26 protein-coding genes, 1 tRNA gene and 1 pseudogene are annotated in these 21,288 nt (G+C 40.6%); 5 read left to right on the top strand and 23 right to left on the bottom strand.

The genetic code is table 11. The features are described 5' to 3' along the window. Positions 1–13 precede the first annotated feature (13 nt). From nusA to G574_RS0106730, 8 genes are all read right to left on the bottom strand, one after another. Positions 14–1,225: a transcription termination factor NusA gene (nusA, locus tag G574_RS0106765; RefSeq protein ID WP_029691524.1), complete on the bottom strand. Its 1,212-nt coding sequence runs from the start codon at positions 1,223–1,225 to the stop codon at positions 14–16. Positions 1,226–1,277: 52 nt separating this feature from the next. Then, entirely contained in the window at positions 1,278–1,727 is a 450-nt protein-coding gene (rimP, locus tag G574_RS0106760; protein ID WP_029691523.1) for a ribosome maturation factor RimP, read from the bottom strand. Between the two features lie 142 nt (positions 1,728–1,869). Next, the gene (locus tag G574_RS0106755; protein ID WP_017770295.1) at positions 1,870–2,310 is read right to left on the bottom strand and encodes a pyridoxamine 5'-phosphate oxidase family protein; all 441 of its coding nucleotides are present in this window, start codon (positions 2,308–2,310) and stop codon (positions 1,870–1,872) included. Positions 2,311–2,468: 158 nt separating this feature from the next. Then, positions 2,469–2,555: transfer RNA gene (locus G574_RS0106750), tRNA-Ser, on the bottom strand. A gap of 30 nt (positions 2,556–2,585) precedes the next feature. Beyond that, a complete protein-coding gene (trmB, locus tag G574_RS0106745) occupies positions 2,586–3,221 on the bottom strand; it encodes a tRNA (guanosine(46)-N7)-methyltransferase TrmB (RefSeq protein ID WP_017770294.1) in 636 nt (211 codons plus the stop codon). Further along, complete coding sequence (gene ccrZ / locus G574_RS0106740; RefSeq protein ID WP_017770293.1) at positions 3,218–4,006, bottom strand: cell cycle regulator CcrZ; 789 nt, start codon at positions 4,004–4,006, stop codon at positions 3,218–3,220. Before ccrZ ends, trmB begins: the two co-directional genes overlap by 4 nt. Before the next feature lie 54 nt (positions 4,007–4,060). Next, on the bottom strand, positions 4,061–5,095 hold the full coding sequence (locus G574_RS0106735) for an ABC transporter permease (protein WP_029691522.1): 1,035 nt from the start codon (positions 5,093–5,095) through the stop codon (positions 4,061–4,063). Position 5,096: 1 nt separating this feature from the next. Continuing rightward, positions 5,097–5,816, bottom strand: a complete 720-nt coding sequence (locus tag G574_RS0106730) for an ABC transporter ATP-binding protein (RefSeq protein WP_029691520.1) — start codon at positions 5,814–5,816, stop codon at positions 5,097–5,099. Positions 5,817–5,885: 69 nt separating this feature from the next. Between G574_RS0106730 and G574_RS0106725 the strand changes: the two genes are divergently transcribed. Continuing rightward, positions 5,886–6,302: an HIT family protein gene (locus G574_RS0106725; RefSeq protein ID WP_029691519.1), complete on the top strand. Its 417-nt coding sequence runs from the start codon at positions 5,886–5,888 to the stop codon at positions 6,300–6,302. Further along, positions 6,302–6,619, top strand: coding sequence for a hypothetical protein (locus tag G574_RS0106720; RefSeq protein ID WP_029691518.1), 318 nt, complete (start codon positions 6,302–6,304; stop codon positions 6,617–6,619). The genes G574_RS0106725 and G574_RS0106720 overlap by 1 nt, the downstream gene beginning before the upstream one ends. A gap of 500 nt (positions 6,620–7,119) precedes the next feature. Here G574_RS0106720 and trmL read toward each other — a convergent pair whose 3' ends face one another. Beyond that, positions 7,120–7,647 carry a tRNA (uridine(34)/cytosine(34)/5-carboxymethylaminomethyluridine(34)-2'-O)-methyltransferase TrmL gene (gene trmL, locus G574_RS0106715; RefSeq protein ID WP_017770288.1) on the bottom strand — a complete coding sequence of 176 codons (528 nt, stop codon included), beginning with the start codon at positions 7,645–7,647 and terminating at the stop codon, positions 7,120–7,122. A 262-nt stretch (positions 7,648–7,909) separates the two neighbouring features. Here trmL and trkA point away from each other — a divergent pair, with 262 nt between their 5' ends. Together trkA and G574_RS0106705 are read left to right on the top strand one after the other, a co-directional pair. Continuing rightward, positions 7,910–9,274 (top strand): Trk system potassium transporter TrkA, encoded by a 1,365-nt coding sequence (gene trkA / locus G574_RS0106710; RefSeq protein WP_017770287.1) that lies wholly within the window; start codon positions 7,910–7,912, stop codon positions 9,272–9,274. Beyond that, positions 9,267–10,709: a TrkH family potassium uptake protein gene (locus G574_RS0106705; protein ID WP_029691517.1), complete on the top strand. Its 1,443-nt coding sequence runs from the start codon at positions 9,267–9,269 to the stop codon at positions 10,707–10,709. Before trkA ends, G574_RS0106705 begins: the two co-directional genes overlap by 8 nt. A gap of 24 nt (positions 10,710–10,733) precedes the next feature. Here G574_RS0106705 and yidD read toward each other — a convergent pair whose 3' ends face one another. From yidD to G574_RS0106635, 14 genes are all read right to left on the bottom strand, one after another. Next, the gene (gene yidD / locus G574_RS0106700; RefSeq protein ID WP_017770285.1) at positions 10,734–10,979 is read right to left on the bottom strand and encodes a membrane protein insertion efficiency factor YidD; all 246 of its coding nucleotides are present in this window, start codon (positions 10,977–10,979) and stop codon (positions 10,734–10,736) included. Continuing rightward, the gene (locus tag G574_RS0106695; protein WP_017770284.1) at positions 10,976–11,701 is read right to left on the bottom strand and encodes a pseudouridine synthase; all 726 of its coding nucleotides are present in this window, start codon (positions 11,699–11,701) and stop codon (positions 10,976–10,978) included. The genes yidD and G574_RS0106695 overlap by 4 nt, the downstream gene beginning before the upstream one ends. Before the next feature lie 9 nt (positions 11,702–11,710). Then, positions 11,711–12,274: an SMC-Scp complex subunit ScpB gene (gene scpB, locus G574_RS0106690; protein ID WP_029691516.1), complete on the bottom strand. Its 564-nt coding sequence runs from the start codon at positions 12,272–12,274 to the stop codon at positions 11,711–11,713. Next, positions 12,271–12,978: a segregation/condensation protein A gene (locus G574_RS0106685; RefSeq protein WP_029691514.1), complete on the bottom strand. Its 708-nt coding sequence runs from the start codon at positions 12,976–12,978 to the stop codon at positions 12,271–12,273. Before G574_RS0106685 ends, scpB begins: the two co-directional genes overlap by 4 nt. Further along, a complete protein-coding gene (gene xerD / locus G574_RS0106680) occupies positions 12,969–13,724 on the bottom strand; it encodes a site-specific tyrosine recombinase XerD (protein ID WP_029691513.1) in 756 nt (251 codons plus the stop codon). The genes G574_RS0106685 and xerD overlap by 10 nt, the downstream gene beginning before the upstream one ends. Beyond that, positions 13,708–14,172, bottom strand: coding sequence for a cyclic-di-AMP-binding protein CbpB (cbpB, locus tag G574_RS0106675; RefSeq protein ID WP_029691512.1), 465 nt, complete (start codon positions 14,170–14,172; stop codon positions 13,708–13,710). The genes xerD and cbpB overlap by 17 nt, the downstream gene beginning before the upstream one ends. Beyond that, complete coding sequence (locus tag G574_RS0106670; RefSeq protein WP_029691511.1) at positions 14,169–14,690, bottom strand: metallophosphoesterase; 522 nt, start codon at positions 14,688–14,690, stop codon at positions 14,169–14,171. Before G574_RS0106670 ends, cbpB begins: the two co-directional genes overlap by 4 nt. Further along, positions 14,672–15,643: a nucleoside-triphosphate diphosphatase gene (locus G574_RS0106665; protein WP_029691510.1), complete on the bottom strand. Its 972-nt coding sequence runs from the start codon at positions 15,641–15,643 to the stop codon at positions 14,672–14,674. The genes G574_RS0106670 and G574_RS0106665 overlap by 19 nt, the downstream gene beginning before the upstream one ends. Next, positions 15,633–16,448 (bottom strand): glutamate racemase, encoded by an 816-nt coding sequence (gene racE, locus G574_RS0106660; protein ID WP_029691509.1) that lies wholly within the window; start codon positions 16,446–16,448, stop codon positions 15,633–15,635. The genes G574_RS0106665 and racE overlap by 11 nt, the downstream gene beginning before the upstream one ends. Positions 16,449–16,626: 178 nt before the next feature. Then, on the bottom strand, positions 16,627–16,869 hold the full coding sequence (locus tag G574_RS0106655; protein WP_029691508.1) for a YneF family protein: 243 nt from the start codon (positions 16,867–16,869) through the stop codon (positions 16,627–16,629). Between the two features lie 66 nt (positions 16,870–16,935). Next, positions 16,936–17,661 (bottom strand): DUF554 domain-containing protein, encoded by a 726-nt coding sequence (locus tag G574_RS0106650; RefSeq protein WP_029691506.1) that lies wholly within the window; start codon positions 17,659–17,661, stop codon positions 16,936–16,938. An 82-nt stretch (positions 17,662–17,743) separates the two neighbouring features. Further along, a complete protein-coding gene (locus G574_RS0106645; protein WP_029691505.1) occupies positions 17,744–18,985 on the bottom strand; it encodes a diaminopimelate decarboxylase in 1,242 nt (413 codons plus the stop codon). Between the two features lie 191 nt (positions 18,986–19,176). Next, positions 19,177–19,836: a sugar phosphate isomerase/epimerase family protein gene (locus G574_RS10890; RefSeq protein WP_051130547.1), complete on the bottom strand. Its 660-nt coding sequence runs from the start codon at positions 19,834–19,836 to the stop codon at positions 19,177–19,179. Further along, complete coding sequence (locus G574_RS0106635; protein ID WP_245540404.1) at positions 19,833–20,459, bottom strand: FGGY-family carbohydrate kinase; 627 nt, start codon at positions 20,457–20,459, stop codon at positions 19,833–19,835. The genes G574_RS10890 and G574_RS0106635 overlap by 4 nt, the downstream gene beginning before the upstream one ends. A gap of 58 nt (positions 20,460–20,517) precedes the next feature. Between G574_RS0106635 and G574_RS11340 the strand changes: the two are divergent. Then, positions 20,518–21,288 (top strand): annotated as a pseudogene (locus G574_RS11340) (IS630 family transposase); the annotation flags it as partial.

The raw sequence follows: 21,288 nt of genomic DNA, 5'->3' as shown, positions 1-21,288 counted from the left end.
ACACCTCGATTTTTTATTCTTCGTTCAATGTTTCTTCAGTTGATGTCACATCACTGTTATTCTCAACCACAAAATCTTGAGCGACCTCTGTTTCTGCAAATGATGTGCTAGCCGCTTCGAGTTCTAAGGCTTGTTGGGCTTCCATCTCCTCGTACTCTGATGCTGACTTGATATCAATACGATACCCTGTCAAATGAGCCGCTAAGCGAACATTTTGTCCACGGCGACCGATAGCCAGCGACAGTTTACTATCTGGAACCACAACAGTAGCCTTTTTACTATTTTCCTCATCGAAAAGAACCATGTCAACTTCCGCGGGAGCGATCGCATTATAGATAAACTCTGCTGGATCCTCTACCCACTGAATCACGTCGATGTTTTCTTCAACAGGAACTTCAATACCTGTCTTAGCATCTAGACGTGTTGGATGGAATTTGCTGATAACCTTCTTGATGTTTGAGCCACCACGACCGACAATCGTACCAATAGCATCCACATTAGGATTATGGCTACGAACAGCAACCTTTGTACGATCACCAGCCTCACGAGAAACACTCATGATTTCAACAGTACCATCGAAAACTTCTGGAATTTCTTGTTCCATAATGCGTTTGATGAACTCAGGATGACTACGGCTAACAAAGACATTAACACCGCGAGGATTGTTCTCAACCTTGTAGACATAAACTTCAATACGATCGTGAGATTTGAAAGTTTCACCTGGAATTTGATCTTGGTGTGACAATTGCGCTTCAAGTGAACCAAGGTTGACGTAGATAAAACGTTGGTCAAAACGTTCAACAGTACCAGTCATGATTTCACCTTCATGTTCCTTGTACTCATTAAACATCACTTCACGCATTTGCTTACGCATTTTCTCCATGATCGTTTGTTTAGCAGACTGTGCCGCTACACGTCCAAATTCAGCTACAGACTCTTCAAAACGAATTTTGTCACCAAGCTCATAAGCCGAACTGATAGCTAAGGCATCTTTCAAACTAATTTCAAGACGGCTATCAAAAACTTCGTCAACAACTTCGCGGACAGTATAAACTTGAAAATCACCTGTTTTTTCATTGAACTCAATCACGCAACTCTCTGACTGACCGTAACGACGTTTGTAGGCTGATTTCAATGATTCTGTTACAGCATCAATGATGTCTTCTTTGTTAATGTGCTTCTCTTCTTCCAAAATACGGAAGGCTTCTAACATTTCTTTGCTCATGTTTGTCTCGCCTTAGGGATAAGGCAATTCCTTTCTTCTCAATGACTAACGCTTATAATTTCACAGCTAAACGCGCTTTAGCGACGGTTTGGTAAGGAATATCCACGGTCTTATGACGTGTTTTATCTAAATAATCAATCGTCAATGTCTCTCCGTCAAAAGCGACGAGATCACCTTCAAAAATTTTCACCTTATCGATAGCTTTGTAGAGACTAACGTTTACATAAGAACCAACAGCATTCTCAAGTGCTTCCTTCGTTTTTAAGGGACGCTCTAGACCTGGACTTGACACTTCCAAAAAATATTGCTCCGGGAAGGGATCTGGTTTGATCGTATCAAGCAAGGGACTAATAACATCCGTCAAATCTGCCGTATCTTCTACTGAAATACCACCAGGTTTATCCACTAGAATACTAAGGACAAAATCGCCACCCATCTTTCCATACTCAACATCAACAAGCTCATATGGAGCCTTGATATGGGGGCTAACCAATTCTGTCACCTGTTCGACAATCGTTGCGATAATAATCCCTCCTTACACAGATAAGAGGCGAAGTCATAACCCCGCCCCTTTCTTGTTATTTTTAACTATAATAGCACAATCTGAAAAAACATGCAAGTTAAAGCATTATACATTCATAGATCTAAGCACCATGGTCAGCTTTAATAGCAAAAGTATACTTGTGTCCTTGCGTCAAGCTTTGGTAAAATCCCTCACCTTCATACAGTTGAAACACACGGACGTTCTCTCTTTCACTGTGGTCAGGGTAAACCTGCTCAACAAATGGATTACCAGCAAGAAGCTCTTCTAATTTCTCTTGCCCCATTTCACGAACTCGACCTTCAATACGAATCACCTGAATGAGGTAATCTTCTTGGTTAATACCTGTGATGGCAACCTGTGGATTATTTTGTAACTGTTGATAAAAATGGGTCTTCGGGCTAGTCATAAAGAAAATCCCTTTCTCGTTAGCCAGTCCTACATGAATAAAACGTGCGTGAGGCTTACCATCTTTGTCAGTCGTCGCAAAAACAGATGGTGACATCTTTGTTTCCAGTAAATTTAAAATTTCCTTAACTTGCATTGTAAAGACCCCCTTTTTGAAATCGTTTCACACCGTTATTATAGCATAGTTTTCATCAAAAAACGACAACCGCATGATAGCGATTGTCTCAAAAATCACATTTGTTTGGTGAATGGTGGGTGAAACCCCGACAAAGCCCATGAAATCAGGGAGATAAAAGGAGAGGAGGGGATTCGAACCCCCGAGCCCCGTTAAGGACTACACGCTTTCCAAGCGTGCGCACTCGGCCACTATGCGACCTCTCCATAAAAAGCGGATAACAATTCCGCTATTCATTAAAATTGTGCTTCAACACGGTAAATCACTTGACCATTTGATGAAAACTTCTGTTCATACTCGGTCATCACGTTTCCTTCGAAATCGCTAGCGTGTAAATCTAACCATACCTGTTTTAAAATCATACCATACTGCGAAAAACTCGCCAAACTATACTCAAACAAACCACGATTATCTGTTTTGAAATGAATTTCGCCATTCTCCGGTAAGATATCTTTGTAGGTATCCAAGAAAGTTTTATAGGTCAGGCGACGCTTTTCATGTTTGGTTTTCGGCCAAGGATCTGAGAAATTCAGATACATCTGTGCGACTTCACCTTTTTCAAAATAATTAACCAAACTAGATCCATCCACACGAAGCAGACGGACATTCGGCGCCTGGCTTTCCAATACCTTATCTAAAGCATAACTCAATACTGAAACCTGGATGTCAATTCCTATATAATTGATATCAGGATTCTTCAAAGCCATTCCTGTAATGAACGCGCCCTTACCCGAGCCAACTTCAATATGAATGGGGTTAGTATTTCCAAAAACCTGATGCCACTTTCCCTTGGCATCTTCGGGATTTAAAATAACGTACTGGGGATGACTTTCTAAATAGTCTTCAGCACCTTTGCGCTTACGCACTCTCATTTATTAAATAACTCTCTAAATTTTCTAAGGGCATAAATTTCGCGATTAACGCGCTCCATGTCACGGTTATCAAAATGTTTTTGTATTTGCGACAAATAAGATAACTGCCCGTACCAGTAAACCTTATCCATAATAGCTTTCGGATTATCATAGCCATAATACATCAGCCAGTCAGACCAAGCTGCCCGAGGCACATAATGGCTTAACAAGTGCCCAATATCGTACATAGGGTCTGTCAAACGAACAGAGTCCCAATCAACAAGATAAATCAAACCCGTAGTCGTGATAATCCAATTGTTATGACGGACATCACCATGTACAATCGTCGCATCCTCACGGTCAAAATCCGGCAAACTTTGCTTTAAACCTTTAACAATTGTCTGAATAAACGTATTTTCTCGCAATTGAAGGGGCATTTCTCGCTCTAGCTTAGCTAATAATTCATAAGGATTTTCAATCTGATACTTGAGTTGCAACAACTGATTGGCCAAATGCTTAGACTTATGTAAACGTAAAAGCACTTGAACAATCTGCTTACTCATCATATCTTGCTTCAAGAGAGTACGGCCATCGAGCCACTCCTGCGCACTGATCATGTCTCCATTACCCAGACGTTTTGCCCAGAGCAACTGTGGTGCAATCTGCTCTTTAGCCAGAGCTGCTAAAATAGGCGTTGTATTTTTTTTGACAAAAACACGATTCCCAGATGGGTAGGTTCCCATATAGGCTTTATTACTCTTACCACGCATGGGGGTCAACGTTAAATCGTTATCAATAACCGTCACCGTACCCTCCTTTTTTATGTCACTTTGACTTTTATTTTACTTGTTTTTTAAGACTTAGTCAACAAACTTCTTCAACTTACTTGGTAGGTAAACCCAATTAAGAAGGGCCATAACCGGTAGAATGATAATAAACCGCCATTCTACCATAACCAATAGCAGCTGAATCCCCATAATGATGATTGATAAACGCTGTAGAAAAACGCGAAAATCCGCTAGCTTGAGTTCCTTTTTCAACGGGTACAACTGGGTCATCACCTGATAGTCATAAACACGATAAAGACCCAGTAGTTGGAATAACAAAAGATAATCTAGCAAGGCGACTACAGCGATCCCCCACCAGTTTGGCATGATGAGCCCTAAACCTAAAGCCAAAAGCATTAAGCGAACACTCAACCAAAAATAATCCCCGTTTCTTAAGTAGGCTCTAACAAATAGGCCAAACCAAACAGAACTTTCTTTGGTAAACGATATGAGGGTAATAAAAGGCGTCAAATACCCCCTTGGTTTTGTCGTCGCTGACAAACCTTTGACTCCTGTAAATAGTGAGAAGAAGATTAGAATGTTTTGTTGCCGTGTTTTTTCGTCATGAATAAGCTGTTCCAAATCAAGAAGACCGCCAAGATAGGCTCGTTTTTTCTGCCTCTGTAACCAAAGTGCTCTGACACCTAACAAAACAACAATATACAAGACCAAATGCCATGGTTGCCAACCTGATAAGAGAAAAATAGGGGTAAATAAGAGCGTGAACACTACTTGAATACTGCCCCATATGAGGTAACTTCTATGTGTCGCATTGGTAAGATGTTGCCTTAAAAAAGACTCCTGTGGCAATAAAAAAATACGATCAGCCTCTTGCAAATAAGTAGCCACTTTCCCAATAAAACTGAAAAAAAATGTCACTAGCAAGACCAGTACCAAGGGGAGACGAGACGTTTTTGGAAAATGATTGATGAAGTTTGTATACTGTACCACTAAAAATCCCAATAAAAACAGCAGCACTAAGACGAAATGATCATTGAAAACATAGCGTAAATACCTAGCCGTTTGTTGGAGGAATTGCGAACGACGCTTCTGAAAGACTTTTTCCATTTTAGTTCTCCTGCGTCAGCTGCATGTAAATATCCGATAAACTAGCTGTCGATAGATTAAAATGCTGTCTCAACTCAACTAAGCTACCACTAGCAAGAACTTGACCATGATGCAAGATCACAAAACGGTCACACATCTTCTCTGCTGAGTCCAAAACATGTGTGCTCATAAGGATAGCTGTGCCCTTTTCCTTTTCTTCCTGGATCAGCTGGGTCAAATCGCGGATAGCTAAAGGATCTAGACCTAAAAAAGGTTCGTCGACAATTAACAAACTCGGTTCAATCAATAAAGCTGCAATGATCATGACCTTTTGCTTCATCCCTTTTGAAAAATTGACTGGGTACCAGTCTAACTTATCCTCTAAACGAAAGAGCTTCAAGAGTTTGTCTTGCAGGCTATCATAATCCTCTAAACCATAGGCCAGAGCCACTGTCTGCAAATGCTCTCGCAAGGTCAGCTCTCCATAGAGAATGGGCGTCTCAGGGATATAACCGATTTTACGGCGATAGGTTTGTGGGTCTTCTAATAATTGCTGACCCTCCAAGGTAATTGTCCCTTGGTAGGGTTGTAAAAGACCTATAATTTCGTTAATTGTAGTTGACTTTCCTGCACCATTTAATCCAATCAAGCCAACCACTTCCCCTGAAGCCACCTCAAAAGAGATGTCTTTTAATACTGGAATATTGACATAACCACCCACTAAGTGATCAATTTTTAACATGACGATTTTTCCTAACTTTGATATACTAGATTTATTATAACAAATTCAAGTAAAAAGGTGGTCTCACGCATGGAAAATTGTATTTTTTGCCAAATTGTATCTGGTACGATCCCTTCTTCAAAAGTTTATGAAGATGATAAGGTTATGGCTTTTCTGGATATCACTCAAACCACTAACGGTCATACCTTGCTCATCCCCAAAAAACATGTCCGCAATGTCCTTGAAATGGATCCAGAGACTGCACAAGATTTATTTGTCCAACTTCCTAAGATAGCGCGTGCTGTTCAAAAAGCTACGGGAGCAGCTGGAATGAATATTATTAACAATAATGAGGAGGTTGCCGGTCAAACCGTTTTCCATGCCCATATTCACTTGGTTCCTCGATTTGACAGCAACGATGGCATCTCTATCAACTACACAACACACGAGCCTGATTTTCAGGCCTTAGGTACACTCTCCGAAAAAATTGCAAAAGAGGTGGAGTAATGGGGCTCAAAACGAAACTAGCTACTGCAGTTGCAGCCTATATCAGCTACAAGGCATTCAGTCGTCGGCATGACATTAAACAGACCTATACCATCGAAAAAGCAAGATTTGATAGCATGTCTAAAGATAAAGACAATATCCAAAAGCAAGTGGCCATCATCAAATCCGAACTGGCTAAAGTCAATGCCATCAGTCAAGAGATAGGATATAACACTAGAGTTTTTCAGCAGGACTTAGAACCAAGACTGAAGATTATCAAAGACCACACCGATCACCTACAAAATCACCTAACTATCAAAAAGACCGAAAAAAACTAGTCTCCGATGGAAACTAGTTTTTTTATTTAAGCATGTGTTATCTTAAAGAGGGGAAGGCCTAAAGTGGTGTCATCTCCCTTCTAATTAATAGGTTCATTATAGCATATTTTTTTAATGGTTAGGCGCTTCATGCGATAGTCACTTGCCATCAAACAATAGTTCCTATTACTCATTCATAAAATCGTTTAAATTTACCGTACAGCCAGATAAAAAACAAGCTTCATCGATTGAAGCTTGATGTTGGAGACTGAATCTTTTTTAGGATTTCCTTAGGCGATATTAGGCAACTTCAATAATAGGGGGGGGAACAGTAAGAGGTTAGCAATAGGAAGCGGTACGGCAGCTCCTCAAATCCTCCGAGCAGTCACACCTTTGATTCTGGGCTCGCTCAGTTCGCTAAAACCATCAATTTTTAGCATTTCTATTAGGATTCCCGAGTTTACTGAAGGCAAATATATCCTCTGTTTTCAGTCAGGATTGTCTATTCAAAATCCAAAAATTTATTTTAATTTATCATTCTGGTATTTGTGCGAAATTTCCAATCCCTTAAACTGTTGTTGGCGGAGAGCCTCGTAGACAATCATACATACCGTGTTCGAAACATTAAGGCTTCTGACATGCTCATCATTCATCGGAATACGAAGGGCATGATCCGCATGCTCACGCATAAAGGATTCTGGCAAGCCTGTATCTTCTCTTCCAAACATAAAATAGTAATCTTCCGTTTGGTTATAGTTGACATCTGAATATGTCTTATCAGCAAACTTAGAGATTAGATAGACAGTTCCCTTCACGCTGCTCATAAAGGCGTCCAAAGAATCATAATAATAAATCTCCAGTTTATCCCAATAATCCAAGCCTGCACGCTTCATTTTTTTATCGTCAATTGGAAATCCCATTGGTTTAATAATATGCAGTGGACTATTAGTTGCCGCACAAGTTCTTGCAATATTCCCCGTATTCTGAGGAATCTGAGGTTGGTAAAGAACGACATGATTACGTCCTTTTTGCGTTGTTGAATCGGTCATTAATCAGTTACTCCTTAATGCTTTAGCCATAAAAATAACCACGCTACCCGGAGTCAAGCTCGGCAGATAGCGTGGTTGGTGATGATTCGTTACCTTAAATCATAACAGGTTTGATTTAAACCAACGAATAGCTTAATTGATAGTATATCACTTTCTCGAACGCTGTCAACTATTTCAAATGCATTTTTTTAAATAATAGTTTCCTATGGTACATTTCTCTAAAAAAGAGTAAGATAGGAGGTGATTACTTTGGAGGAAAATCATGCAAATTATTTTAGTTGGCGGAGGCAAGGTCGGTGCTGCCCTTTGCCGCTCTCTGGTCGAAGAAAATCACGATGTCATCCTTATTGAACAGAAAGAAAGTGTCCTAAAGCACCTAACCAAGCGATATGACATCATGGGACTTCTAGGAAATGGTGCCAATCATAAAATTCTCGAGCAAGCGGATATTCAGGAATGTGATATCTTTATTGCTATGACAGACAAAGACGAGGTTAATATGATCGCTGCTGTCTTAGCCAAACAGATGGGCGCTAAAGATACCATTGTTCGTGTTCGAAATCCTGAATACTCCAATACCTATTTTAAAGAGCGGAATTTTTTAGGGTTCTCATTAGTGGTTAACCCAGAGTTGCTAACTGCGCGTTATATTGCCAATAGCATCGATTTTCCAAATGCGAAATCTGTCGAACATTTTGTCAACGGACGTGTCATGCTCATGGAATTTTCAATTTCAGCAGAAAGTAACCTGACTCATCTGACCATTAGCCAATTTCGGAAAAAATTTGGTAATATTGTCATCTGTGCCGTTCAAAGGCAAGGAGATATTCTCATTCCAGATGGTGAGAATCAAATTTTACCCGGTGATCGCATTTTTGTGACAGGTAACCGTGTTGAAATGGCGCTATTTCATAACTTTGTTAAACGCAAACTGATTAAAAATATGATGATTATCGGCGCCGGACGTATAGGCTACTACTTGCTTTATTTACTGCACAGTACAAAAGTTAACTTGAAGGTCATTGAGCGAGATGAAGCGCATGCCCAGTGGCTCAGCCAAGAATTCCCTCAACTCAATATTGTCGTTGGAGATGGTACAGCTAAAGATGTCTTACTAGAAGAAAGTGCTGCCAGCTACGACGCTGTTGCAACATTAACTGGTGTGGATGAAGAAAATATTATTGCTTCCCTGTTTTTAGAAAAACTAGGTGTTCAAAAAAATATCACCAAAGTTAATCGAACTAGCCTGTTAGAGATCATTGATCATGATTTTGTTTCTTCGAGTATTGTCACTCCAAAAAGTATCGCTGCTGACGCTGTTATGCACTTCATTAGAGGACGCGACAATGCCCAAGATTCCAACCTTGATGCTCTGCACCATATTGCTAACGGGCGCATTGAAACCTTACAATTTGAGATCCGCGAAAAAAATAAAATGGCTGGACAACAGCTGTCGTCTATCAGACTAAAAGACAATGTTTTGATTGCAGCTATCATCCGTAAAGGACGCACCATCTATCCCACAGGAGAAGATGTGCTAGAAGTCGGAGATAAAATCGTGGTTATCACGATGTTGAAAAACATTACCCATATTTACGATTTGATGAAGAGGTCACGAAATGAATAAAGCTATGGTTCGCTATCTCTTATCGAAATTATTAATGATAGAGGCTGCTCTTTTGCTGGTCCCTCTCATTGTCTCATTTATTTATCAGGAAGACTGGGCCATTAAACTAAGCCTTGTAAAGACTATCGTTCTCCTCTTATTTTTAGGTGGCTTAGGAAGTTTCTTTAAACCACGTAACCACCATATCTACACCAAGGAAGGATTACTCATCGTTGCTCTTTGTTGGGTGCTCTGGTCCTTATTTGGAGCACTTCCGTTCGTCTTTTCTGGTCAGATCCCAAGTCTAATTGATGCTTTCTTTGAAGTGAGTTCCGGTTTTACAACAACTGGTGCCACCATACTGCCAGATGTCTCTGTTTTATCCCACTCTCTCCTTTTTTGGAGAAGTTTTGCCCACCTTATCGGAGGGATGGGGGTATTGGTATTTGCTCTGGCTATGATGACTAATAGTAAAAACAGCCATCATGAGGTGATGCGTGCTGAAGTTCCTGGTCCCGTTTTTGGTAAAGTGGTGGCTAAATTAAAAGACACTGCGCAAATCCTCTACATCATCTACCTAGCCATGTTCATCATTTTCGCCGTCATTCTATGGCTCTGTGGAATGCCTATTTTCGATAGCATTGTAACCGCTATGGGAGGAGCAGGAACCGGTGGATTTGCTGTTTATAATGATTCTATCGCTCATTACCAAAGTCCTCTGATTACGTATGTCGTTTCTATCGGAACACTTCTTTTCGGGATCAATTTTAACCTTTATTACCTTATTTTAATTCGGAAATTTAGACTCTTTTTCAAAGATGCCGAGCTGCGGCTTTATTTAGGGGTTATCCTACTTTCGACAGTATTGGTAACCCTGAATATTGTGCAACTGTACCCTAGTCTAAGCCAATCAATCCGATATGCTTTCTTTCAAGTTGTCACCATTATAACAACCACTGGATTTGGCATTACGGATCTGACAACCTGGCCTTTATTCCCACAGTTTATCCTCCTACTCTTGATGTTTTTGGGAGGGTCAGCTGGGTCTACTGCTGGCGGTTTTAAGGTCATAAGGGCCCTTATCATTTCCAAGATTGTTAAAAATGAGGTCTTGAAAACCCTTTATCCTAGACGAATCATGTCCCTACATGTCGGCCAAGATATCATTGATAAAGAAACGCAGCATAGCGTCTTGAAATATTTAGCGATTTACGTCATTCTTTTTATCGGATTGGTCTTTTGCTTAACGATCGATCACCAAAAAGACTTCATGGTTGTTCTTAGCGCTGCTGCTTCGACTTTTAATAACATCGGCCCTATTTTAGGAACAAGCGAAACTTTCGCCATCTTTAATCCTTTTTCAAAATTATTGATGAGTTTTGCCATGATAGCCGGACGTCTCGAAATTTATCCTATGCTCTTGCTATTTTTAAAACGGACCTGGTCTAACTACTAAAAACGACAAAAAAGCGATTCCCTGTTAGGAGTCGCTTTTCGTTTTCCGCTTTAAGGTAAAATGATCAGGGACAGGATCGTAACCGACCTTTGATAAGGGGTGACAACGTAAAATACGGGCAATCCCCATCAAGATCCCTTTAAAACCATGCTTTTGAATGGCTTCAATCATGTAATTGGAACAGGTCGGACGAAAGCGACACGTTCCTGGAAAGAGTGGCGATAGGTATTTTTGATACCAGCGGATGCTTACAATAACATAGTGTTTCATTTTTTCTTAGTGACGGCTAAATTATGCAATTGACTGACTTCTTTTTTAGTGAGGCGTCTGGCTTCACCTGGACGTAACCCTGACAAATCTAAGGTTCCGAACTGTGTTCGTGATAGTTTATCGACCAATAAGCCTACGGATTCAAACATTTTTTTCACTTGATGATTACGTCCTTCATGAATCGTTAACTCAACCACTGAGCGGTTTTTATCAGGTTCAACCTTGATGATGTTATAACGAGCTGGCTTGGTTTTCTTTCCGTCAATGCTCACACCACGTGTCAATGGTCTAAGATTTTCTTTAGTCGCAATCCCCTTTACACGCGCTAAATAAACTTTATCAATTTCATTTCGTGGATGGATCATCTTATCCGTAAAGTCACCGTCATTGGTCAGTAATAGCAAACCAGACGTGTCCCAGTCAAGACGACCGACAGGGTAAATGCGCTGTTTCACATCGGGTAGCAAGTCAATCACGGTCTGACGTCCTTTTTCATCCGAAACGCTTGAGATAACTCCCCTAGGTTTATTGAGCAAGTAGTAAACTTTTTCTTCATTGTAAATGGGGCTGCCTTCAACCTCGACAACATCTCCAGATTTGACTAGCGTAGCCAATTCTGTCACCCGTTTCCCATTGATCGTGACTAGTCCTTGCTTAATTAATGTCTCTGCCTTTCGGCGACTAGCAACCCCTGCATGGGCAATATATTTATTAATTCTCATCTTTTTTCCTTATTCTTCTAGAGGAGGGACTTCCGCAAATAAGGCGACTTCTTCCTCTTTGATATCAATAGTTGATACATCGATCAACTCTTCCAAATGATTAATTCCCATAAAATCTAAGAAGTAATCTGTCGTTGCATATAAATTAGGACGACCTAAAACATCTTTTTTACCAACTTCTTGGACCAAACCCAAAGCCTGCAATTTCCCAATCACCCCACTGGAATTTACCCCGCGAATGCCGTCTACTTCAATACGCGTAATAGGCTGTTTGTAAGCTATGATTGATAGGGTTTCTAGGCTAGCTCGCGATAAACTTTGGTTAACCGGTGTATGGGCATAGGCTTTTAAAAGTTCTGCGTAGCGTTCTTTTGTCACTAATTTAAAGCTATTGGCTGTCTCAATAAGGCATAGGGCAGAGTCGTCATCATTGTCATATTTCTCAGCAAGCTTTTCGAGTGATTGTTGCATCCCTGAAGGAGGAATCTCGATCAGTTCCGCTAATTGCCGCAAGGTCAGACCCTCGTCACCAGCAACAAAAAGCAAAGCTTCTATCCGTGATAGTGTCGTCATGTAACCTCCCGTACTAATGTTACATCTGAAAAATTATGGTCCTGTTGGACGCTCAGCAATTGTCTTTTGACCAATTCTAATACTGCTAAAAAGATTGTGATCATCTGTTCCTTACTTTCAGATTTCTCAAAAAGCTGACTTAAAGGTTTTGGCTGATCGGGCAACAACTGTTTCTCCACAAAATGCATCATATCTTCAATACGGTAATCATCTGCCGTGATAGTGGTATGTTCTTGATTGAAAACGATCTGTTTTTGAGACATTACTTTAGAAAATGCCAGGTACAAATCTAGAGTTGTTTTATCATGATTTAACTGTATATCTTCTGAAACAAACTCCGTTTTAGATTTGGAAAATAACCTGGCCCTATCTTGATGTTGCTGTCCCATGACCTCTCCAATAGCTTTAAACTGCTTGTACTCTTCTAATTGTGACAACAAAGCCATCTCTAAATCGTCTTCTGACGGTGCTTCTTCAACCACCGTAGGTAACAATCTACGGCTCTTAATGAGCATTAACTGACTAGCCATGACCATATATTCCCCAGCCACTTCCAGCCGCATAGCTTGTAGCGTGGCTAAATAGGCTAAATACTGCTCGATAACGTCTACTAAGGGCACATCATAAATATCCACTTCGTATTTTGAAACCAAATGAAGTAAGAGGTCTAGAGGGCCTTCAAAATCTTTGACTTTTATATCCATTCGTTAAAATATTTTTCTAAGGTTTGTGTTGACTTTAAACCTAGCTGTTTGGCGACATCACTTATGGTCTTGCCGGACGCTTTCTGGTCAAGAATATACTGCTTTCTCAAATCCTGTGCTGTTACATGTTCGAGATTAAAATGAGCTAAATAGGCTTTCAGGTGAATAAAAAACCATTGTCTTGAATAAGGCTTTCCACCATTATCAAAGACAAAACGCGCCTGGGCATCAGGTAATAATTGTTCTAGAATAAGATCTGGAAGATTGAGAACACGAATTTGTCCAGCTCTTTCAACCGTCAACACTTTAAAATCAATATCTAGTTTATCCCATTCCAAAGCAGCTATTTCCTTTATCGTCAGTCCACCTAAAGCGATTAAACTGGCTATCAAACGACCAGAAACTTCAGGAGTTGGTTCTTCTAAAAAGGCCAGAGACAGTGAGGTTACTCTAGGAGCTGATACCTCATCTTTCGTCACTTTTTGCAACCTGTAATAGCGGTCCAAAATCCCCTGATCATAAAGATAGAGCAAAAATTGATTAACAGAGGATTGTTTGCGTTTTTGAGCACTGACTTTCAGGGATTTGAGGTATTCCTGATAGTAAAGTAAGCGAGCCTCAGTGATATCAGCCTCAATCAAATCCACAAACTGCTCCAGGTCATAGCCATAAGCTAGCCGCGAAGTCTCTGAAATGGCTTTCGTTGACAAAAAAGGGGCAATAAACGTTTTAAGATTTTGAGACAATATCGTAATCCTCAGTAAATTCATGCAATAAAGCATTGACCGCTTTTAAAATGGAACGCCTAGTAATAATCCCTAAAAACTGCGTCTCTTCATCTAAGACCGGTAAAAAGGAATTATCTACCAGTTTATGCATGATTTCCGTTAAAGAAGCATTGGAACTGATCGTTTCAATAATGTCTGAGACAGCTAAGGCCACGTCAGTATTGCCTAGTGCATCATCTGTCAATTCATTTTCAGACTGATAATTCATGATATCGGATATGGAGACCGTCCCTAAATAACGCTTTTCCTTATCGATAACAGGGATCCTAGAATAGCCATTACTCATCATTAGGAGTAAGACATGATCCATATTATGCGTTCCGACCACAATAGCCAGATCTTTTGCAGGTACTAGGAAATGGTCTGTATATCCGGTCAAAAACACTTCAAATTCTTTTGCTATCATCTCATAAATTCCTGTGATAATCCTGGAAATACTTGGTGATCAAGGGTTAAAAAATCAACCGTGATACGCTCATCAGTGACATGTATCTTGGCATATAGCTTCTCATTGATATCCCCCCGAGGTTGTAAAACAGACCCTGGATTAATGAATACAATGCCCGCCTCTTGCCAGGCATCTGCACGGTGAAGATGACCATATAAACAAATATCTGCCTGGGCTTCCTCTGCAAAGTAGACCAAACGATCCCATAAAAAGTTAATATGGTAAAGATGCCCGTGCGTCTGGGCAACTCTTACTCCCTCTAATGAGACCAAAGAATCTTCTTGATAGCCGCTGTCATAATCACAATTACCTTTCACAACATGAATTCCTTGCCAAATAGGGTCGGATGACTTGAGCTCAGAATCACCATTATGAAAAATAGCGTCGACTTTTCCTTGATAATGGTCTTTGATGCTTTGAACGACTGCCTTGTCGCCATGGGAGTCACTCATAACAATTAACGTTTGTTCTGCCATTCTGCAAATGCCTCCATCAGTTGTTTCATTGCTAAACCGCGGTGCGATATAGCGTTCTTTTCATCTGGTGATAATTCTGCAGCACGTTGCCCAGTTTCTCCAACCAAGAATAAAGGATCATAGCCAAAGCCCCCTTCGCCTTTTTCTTCAAAAGCAATGTAGCCTGGCCAGTCTGCTGAAACAACTAAACTTTCTTTACCCGGCGCTGCCACTACTAAAGTGGAATGGAACTGGGCACTGCGATCCTTCTGTTCAAAAACCATAGCTAGTTCATGCAGTAATTTAGCATTATTTTGGGCATCTGTCGCATCTGGTCCCGAAAAACGAGCCGACCACACACCAGGCAACCCACCTAGTGCATCTACTTTCAAGCCGGAATCATCTGCCAAGACCATGCGGCCAGTCAATTCCGAGATGGTTTCAGCCTTAAGTCGGGCATTTTCCTCAAAGGTTGTTCCTGTTTCAGCCACTTCTGGCAAATCAGGATAGTCATTGAGGCTTTCCACGTCAATGCCTAACGAAGCAAACATCTTGCGGAATTCCTTGACTTTTCCTTCATTATGCGTCGCAATAAGGAGCTTATCACCAAATCCAGACTGATCTTGCCCCCAAAAAGTATCTAGAGGAAGACCTTGCTTAGGCAGGTGAAGCCAGAGAAGTCTGTCTCCGTCGGTAACCAAAACCGCGCCTTGGTGTTGCTTGACACTTAGCTGGCGTTTGGTTTCGGTAGCAATAGTATTTACTAAAAAGGCAATCAACTGAAAATCAGAGGCTAGACTAATAATATGAACTTGCAATCCTTCTACAGCCAATTGCTTTACGAGGGGATGAAAGATCTCTTGACTCTTATCGTAGTCCTCATCATTGCCGAAACAAGTCAGATAATTAAATGATTCCCACTTGGCAATAAACCAATTATTAGTGTCCTTATATTCATATATTTTATTCGTCACTTAGCGCCTCCTTTAAACTAACATGTTCAACCGATATTGACTGATGTAACCAATTTTCTGCGATGGTTTGGAAACTCGCCACGCCGGCTGTGGTATAGAAAACATCTTGCTTATGGTTCAGCTCTCGACTGCGGTTAATTTCAAAATAGTTAAGCAGAACCGAAATATCACGAACTGTTTCAGCACCACTATCAATCAGTTTGACATCTGGCCCCATCACATTTTGAATAATCGGGCGTAATAAGGGGTAATGGGTGCAGCCCAAAACCAATGTATCCACGCGCCCTTTTAGGGGTGTTAAGGTCTCATAGACAACCTTTTTAGCCAAGCTAGAACCTGTCTCATTGGATTCTACCAGTGGCACAAAACGTGGGCAAGCGAGGGAAGTCACTCGAACACTAGGGTCCAAACTCTCTACTTTCTTGCGATAAATATCTGATGTCACCGTCATCGGAGTTGCAATAACACCAATCTTTTTATGACGTGTTGCCTTTATGGCAGCGCTAGAGCCAGGCAAGATAACACCAATAATAGGGATATCCAAGGCAGCCTTAACTTCTTCCCAAGCAACAGCTGTCGCTGTATTACAAGCGAAAACGATCATTTTGACATTCTTGGTTAGGAGAAAGTTGACCAACTCCCAGGTATATTCTCTAATTTGATCAGCTGGTCTCGGTCCATAGGGCGCTCTCGCTGAATCCCCGATATAAACAATCTCTTCATGCGGAAGTTGGCGCATCAATTCTTTAACAACCGTTAAGCCTCCCACACCTGAATCTAAAAAACCAATGGGGCGATTATCCATAGTCTCTTCTTTCTAAAAAGGGTTGAGAATCAAACTCCCAACCCCTCTTACATTCCTTAAAATCATAACAACCCGCATCAGAGAAACTGACTCCCTTGTGACAGTTTGGCAGCAGCAATCACTTTTGATGATCACCTAATCTGCTATCTTGTCTTGATTTTAGATGAGTTCTACTTTTTTATTTTTTCTTTTTTGCAGCGGCTACTTTTGATTGTTTGACGATGTTACGATAAGTTTGTTGAACTTTAGCCTCATTTGGCTTTTGACCCATTTGGCTCATCATTTCACGGATAGCGTCCGGTGTCAAACGTGGGTACTCTCCGATCTCTTTTTCAATTTGCTTGCGGGCAATGAAAATACCTCCAAAAACGCCGGCAATAGCAGCTAATACAACAATTAAAATCCATAGTGGTGTTGACATGATTAATTCTTACTCCTAGTCTTTTTTACCGCTCTATTATAGCAGAAAAATCAAGGGTTTACAAATTTAGAAAATAGATCCTAAGTAAGCCATAAGAATAGCGACAAGAATACTGGGCAAGAGGTTTGCCACCCTAACTTTTTGCCCAAAGACTAAGTTAATCCCCACACAGAAGATCAAAACAGAACCGACAAGACTGATATTAGCCAAAGCCTCTTCTGTCATGATGGGCTTTATCACTTGTGCCAAGAGGGTAATCGTTCCTTGAAAGAGAAAAACAGGAACAGCTGAAAACCCAGAACCTTTTCCAAGACCAGTCGACATGACCAAAATGATGATAAAATCAAGAACCGCCTTGGTGATTAATATACTCGGGTTTCCCAAAATCCCATCTTGGATAGCACCTACAATGGCCATAGCGCCGATACAAACGGTTAAGGAAGCTGTCACAAAAGCATTGACAAAGCTCGTATCTTTGGCATTTCCCGATTTTTCCTTGAGCCACTGACCGAAATGATCAAATCCCTCTTCAATGCCTAACCATTCCCCTAACAAACCACCTATCGTTAAAGATAGCACCACAAGCATGGCCTGACCACTGACTAGGGCTGAATCGCTGACCTTAAGCATGCCCTCCATAGCACCTGCAATCCCAATAAAGAGCACACTGATACCAGAAGCCACCATAAGCGTCTCTTGATGCTTTTGCTTGAGATGATGCCCAAAAAAACTACCGATAATACCTGCTAAAACAATAGCCCCAGTATTAATAAGGGTTCCTAATCCTACCATAAAACTCCTTTTTTGTTACAAAGAGCTGGACAACCACTTCCAGTTCTTATCACTCATTATAAAATAGCATTCTGTTTTTTGACTACTCAAAATCAAATCCTGTGATGGTCGCAAAGTAATCTTCTGGCGTCTCTGCACGACGGATAAGACGGGCTGTACCATCTTCTTGATAAAGAATCTCTGCTGAACGCAGTCGCGCATTATACTGATAACCCATAGAGAAACCATGTGCTCCAGTATCATGGATGACCAAGGTATCGCCTACACGCGCCTCTGGCAAGTCGCGTTGCTTGGCAAATTTATCATTGTTCTCGCAGAGTGAGCCGACTACATCAACTACTTCTACAGGACCAGCAGGATTGCTGATGTTGGTGATATGGTGGTAAGAACCGTACATGGCTGGGCGCAGCAGGTTAACCGCTGAGGCATCGACGCCCACATAGTCGCGGTAAGTTTTTTTACGGTGAAGCACTTTAGTGATCAAAAGGCCATGTGGTGCCAGCATGAAGCGCCCCAGTTCCGTAAAGATTTTGACATCATCAAGACCAGCTGGTGCCAACACTTCTTCATAGACATTACGGACACCCTCACCAATAACCGCAATGTCATTGGCTTCTTCCTCTGGGCGATAGTTAACGCCGATACCGCCAGATAGGTTGATAAAGCTAAGATCTACACCTGCTTCCTCACGGATTTCCACAGCTAAAGTAAATAGCTGACGTGCCAACTCTGGGTAATAATCATTGGTAACTGTATTGGAAGCCAAGAAAGAATGAATACCAAATTCTTTAACACCCTCTGCCTTCAAGTCTTTGAAACCTTGAATCAGTTGAGCACGGGTCATACCAAATTTAGATTCTTCTGGATTATCCATGATATCAGTTCCAAGTGAGAAAACACCTCCTGGATTGTAACGAAGCGATACTGTCTCCGGTAAACCAACGGTTTCTTTGACAAAAGCAATCATTTCATAAGCATCTAGGTTGATTGTTGCCCCGATTTCTTTGGCATATGCGTACTCTGATGCTGTGGTGTTATTAGAGGAGAACATGATATCTGTAAATCCTAATTTATGACTCATCAGTAGTTCCACGCCTGTCGCACAATCCACACCACAATTCTCCTCTTGAAGGATTTTCAAAATGGCAGGAGTTGGTGTTGCCTTAACTGCAAAATATTCTTTAAAGCCCTTATTCCAAGCAAAAGCCTTGTTTAAAGCACGTGCTTTCTCACGAATCCCCTTCTCATCATAAAGATGGAATGGTGTTGGGAATTGCTCAGTAATCTTATCCAGCTCTTGCCGAGAAATAAAAGGTGTCTTCATAATCATCTCCAAATAGTCAAAATATTAGAAATATTATAGCATAAATTAATGCTAGCGAATAGAAGAAAATCACATAGACCTTAACTCTTATTAGCGTCCAAGATACAAGCATTTAATACTGCTGTAGGATCATTCTATCCTTGACTAACTGAGATTTTGTTGTCGCATATTCTAAAGCTTTATATGGCATATCAGAAAAAATGCCCTAGAATCTCTTCCATGTTGATAGCACCAGTAAAAAGACTGGAACTGACTTGATAGCCTGCGGAAGTCTTAATAACATTTTTACAATGCAAATAATGAGTAAATGTTTTCATTATTCGAATAGCCTCATCTAGATCTTCACCAACTACCAACCAATTGCCCGTGTCAAAGACAAAATCAATCTCATAGGAATGTGTGGTTAAATAAGACATAGCTTTATAGCAGTTAGGTATACTAGCATTGTACACGTCTTGATTGTTTTCAAGACTGATCTTAAAACCCTCTTGACACAATTCTCGCAATTGAATTCGATTCTCCTCAGACAGCGGTTCGAAATAACCAATATTCATTTTAAGAAAAGGAGCGTCTAACAAACGAGTTTCCTCTACGAACTGTTCCAAGTATGGATTTAGACCATGATTCTTAAAAAAATCCTCATTAACACTGTAAAATAACTTTATCCCTAGGCCTTCAGCTCGTTTCTTAATACTTATCAATTCTCTTCTAGGATGCGTCAAGTATTCTCGACGTATTTCAAAGCAATCAATTCCAAGTGAGGACGCAAACTCCAAGAGATCCAACTGCGATACTCCTTGTGTTAATTTTTCTTTAAAGACGATACTGTTGATAATCCATTCCTGACTCACTTTTCACCCTCCTTTTTATTCGCCAATATTTGTAAGGATTTGACAGATTCCCAAACAGGATCCAATTGATCTAGCAAATGCTGATAGACCTCATACTTTTTGGTATAGATAAGCGACTCTTTCGAATTTGGAACAAAGCGCTCCTTAACAGTTACCATCGTCTGAATAGCTTGTGCTAAAGACAAATGTTCGATAGCCTGTAGACAAGCGATTGCTCCTCCAAGTCCCCCTATTTCAGATCCTTCAACCGTTTCAATCGGAATCTCTAAAACATCAGCAAACAGCTGTACCCATGCCTTAGAATTAGTGGCCCCCAGCATTCGAATGACTTCTGGTTTTTTACCTTTGCTTGCAATCAATCCCTGAATATGTTCCCTGTGTGCAAAGGCAATTCCTTCATAAACTGCCCTAATCATCTGAGATTTAGAGCTAGCTGTCGTCATTCCGATAAAAAGAGAGGTTGCAGCTTGATGTCGGTTACTGCCATACAAAAAGGGAGTAAATAACAATGGAGTATAACTAGCATCCGTTTGAGTTAAGAGAACTTCCAAATCGTCATAGATAGATTTTTCTCCTCTTTGTTTATAGTTCAGCACCTCGTCAGCCATAATTATTTTTATCATCTTATCAAGGTTATAGTAAAATGAAGTAAAATCAGTACATTTGTGATATCATATTCTTATGGCATATTCACTAGATTTTCGTAAAAAAGTTCTCGCATACTGTGACAAAACTGGCAGTATTTCTGAAGCGTCTGCTGTATTCCAAATCTCACGCAACACCATTTATCAATGGCTAAAATTAAAAGAAAAAACAGGCGAGCTTCATCACCAAGTTAAAGGAACCAAGCCAAGAAAAGTTGATAGAGAGAAATTAAAGAACTATCTTGAAACTCATCCAGATGCTTATTTGACTGAAATAGCTTCTGTATTCGGCTGTCACCCAACCGCTATTCATTACGCTCTCAAATCCATGGGATATACTCGAAAAAAAAGAGCTGTACCTACTACGAACAAGACCCTGAAAAAGTAGAACAGTTCCTTAAAGAATTGAATAACTTGAGCCACTTGACTCCTGTTTATATTGATAAGACAGGTTTGAGACATATTTTCATCGAGAATATGGTCGCTCCTTGAAAGGTCAGTTGATAAAAGGTAAGGTCTCTGGAAGAAGATACCAGCGGATATCTTTAGTTGCAGGTCTCATAAATGGTGAGCTTATAGCTCCGATGACATACAAAGATACTATGACTAGCGACTTTTTTGAAGCTTGGTTCCAAAAATTCTTACTACCCACTTTGGAGACGCCATCAGTTATCATTATGGACAATGCAAAGTTTCATCGAATGAGCAGGCTAAAGGTCTTGTCTAAGGAGCAGGGGCATAGAGTCTTACCACTTCCTCCGTACTCACCTGAGTACAATCCCATCGAGAAAACATGGGCTCATATCAA

This window comes from Streptococcus hyovaginalis DSM 12219 (assembly GCF_000420785.1).
GTDB classification, from domain to species: domain Bacteria; phylum Bacillota; class Bacilli; order Lactobacillales; family Streptococcaceae; genus Streptococcus; species Streptococcus hyovaginalis.
Note: the sequence above shows the minus strand (reverse complement) of the source record. Positions and strands in the feature narration are given on the sequence as shown.

Coding starts and splice junctions, on each gene's coding strand:
- nusA (WP_029691524.1), bottom strand. CDS start 1,225: ATGAGCAAAGAAATGTTAGAAGCCTTCCGTATTTTGGAAGAAGAGAAG.
- G574_RS0106755 (WP_017770295.1), bottom strand. CDS start 2,310: ATGCAAGTTAAGGAAATTTTAAATTTACTGGAAACAAAGATGTCACCA.
- trmB (WP_017770294.1), bottom strand. CDS start 3,221: ATGAGAGTGCGTAAGCGCAAAGGTGCTGAAGACTATTTAGAAAGTCAT.
- G574_RS0106735 (WP_029691522.1), bottom strand. CDS start 5,095: ATGGAAAAAGTCTTTCAGAAGCGTCGTTCGCAATTCCTCCAACAAACG.
- G574_RS0106730 (WP_029691520.1), bottom strand. CDS start 5,816: ATGTTAAAAATTGATCACTTAGTGGGTGGTTATGTCAATATTCCAGTA.
- G574_RS0106725 (WP_029691519.1), top strand. CDS start 5,886: ATGGAAAATTGTATTTTTTGCCAAATTGTATCTGGTACGATCCCTTCT.
- G574_RS0106720 (WP_029691518.1), top strand. CDS start 6,302: ATGGGGCTCAAAACGAAACTAGCTACTGCAGTTGCAGCCTATATCAGC.
- trmL (WP_017770288.1), bottom strand. CDS start 7,647: ATGACCGATTCAACAACGCAAAAAGGACGTAATCATGTCGTTCTTTAC.
- trkA (WP_017770287.1), top strand. CDS start 7,910: ATGCAAATTATTTTAGTTGGCGGAGGCAAGGTCGGTGCTGCCCTTTGC.
- G574_RS0106705 (WP_029691517.1), top strand. CDS start 9,267: ATGAATAAAGCTATGGTTCGCTATCTCTTATCGAAATTATTAATGATA.
- yidD (WP_017770285.1), bottom strand. CDS start 10,979: ATGAAACACTATGTTATTGTAAGCATCCGCTGGTATCAAAAATACCTA.
- G574_RS0106695 (WP_017770284.1), bottom strand. CDS start 11,701: ATGAGAATTAATAAATATATTGCCCATGCAGGGGTTGCTAGTCGCCGA.
- scpB (WP_029691516.1), bottom strand. CDS start 12,274: ATGACGACACTATCACGGATAGAAGCTTTGCTTTTTGTTGCTGGTGAC.
- G574_RS0106685 (WP_029691514.1), bottom strand. CDS start 12,978: ATGGATATAAAAGTCAAAGATTTTGAAGGCCCTCTAGACCTCTTACTT.
- cbpB (WP_029691512.1), bottom strand. CDS start 14,172: ATGATAGCAAAAGAATTTGAAGTGTTTTTGACCGGATATACAGACCAT.
- G574_RS0106670 (WP_029691511.1), bottom strand. CDS start 14,690: ATGGCAGAACAAACGTTAATTGTTATGAGTGACTCCCATGGCGACAAG.
- racE (WP_029691509.1), bottom strand. CDS start 16,448: ATGGATAATCGCCCCATTGGTTTTTTAGATTCAGGTGTGGGAGGCTTA.
- G574_RS0106655 (WP_029691508.1), bottom strand. CDS start 16,869: ATGTCAACACCACTATGGATTTTAATTGTTGTATTAGCTGCTATTGCC.
- G574_RS0106650 (WP_029691506.1), bottom strand. CDS start 17,661: ATGGTAGGATTAGGAACCCTTATTAATACTGGGGCTATTGTTTTAGCA.
- G574_RS0106645 (WP_029691505.1), bottom strand. CDS start 18,985: ATGAAGACACCTTTTATTTCTCGGCAAGAGCTGGATAAGATTACTGAG.
- G574_RS0106635 (WP_245540404.1), bottom strand. CDS start 20,459: ATGATAAAAATAATTATGGCTGACGAGGTGCTGAACTATAAACAAAGA.